The organism is Caldibacillus sp. 210928-DFI.2.18, assembly GCF_020554505.1.
GTDB lineage: Bacteria > Bacillota > Bacilli > Bacillales > Caldibacillaceae > Caldifermentibacillus > Caldifermentibacillus hisashii.
Genome location: NZ_JAJCHL010000237.1, coordinates 1 through 395, shown reverse-complemented (window position 1 = coordinate 395; position 395 = coordinate 1). Strand labels below are relative to the sequence as shown.

The following is a 395-nucleotide window of genomic DNA, read 5'->3' as shown; positions in this document are numbered from 1 at the left end:
GTCACCACTTTTGGTTGAGAAATGCTTGTTTTTGGCGACGAGGCCCGTTCTCGTCACCGTTTTGGGTAGAAAAAAGCTTAATTTTGGCGACGAGGCCCGTTCTCATCGCCGTTTTTGGTCTGGGAAGCCTCTATTTTGACGACGAGACTCGTTCTCGTCACCGTTTTTGGTCTGGGAATGCTCAATTTTGGCGACGAGATCCTTTCTCGTCGCCGTTTTGGGTAGAAAAAAGCTTAATTTTGGCGACGAGCCCCAATCTCGTCACCGTTTTTGGTCTGGGAAGCCTCTATTTTGACGACGAGACTCGTTCTCGTCGCCGTTTTGGGTAAAAAAATCCCTAATTTTGACGACGAGCCTCGATCTCGTCACCGTTTTTGGTTGAGAAAGCTTCTATT

General features: G+C 47.8%; 1 protein-coding gene. It reads left to right on the top strand.

The genetic code is table 11. The features are described from left to right. Positions 1–329 (top strand): hypothetical protein (locus LIZ98_RS17715; RefSeq protein WP_227203190.1); only part of this gene is annotated, 329 nt, incomplete at its 5' end. Between the last annotated feature and the right edge of the window lie 66 nt (positions 330–395).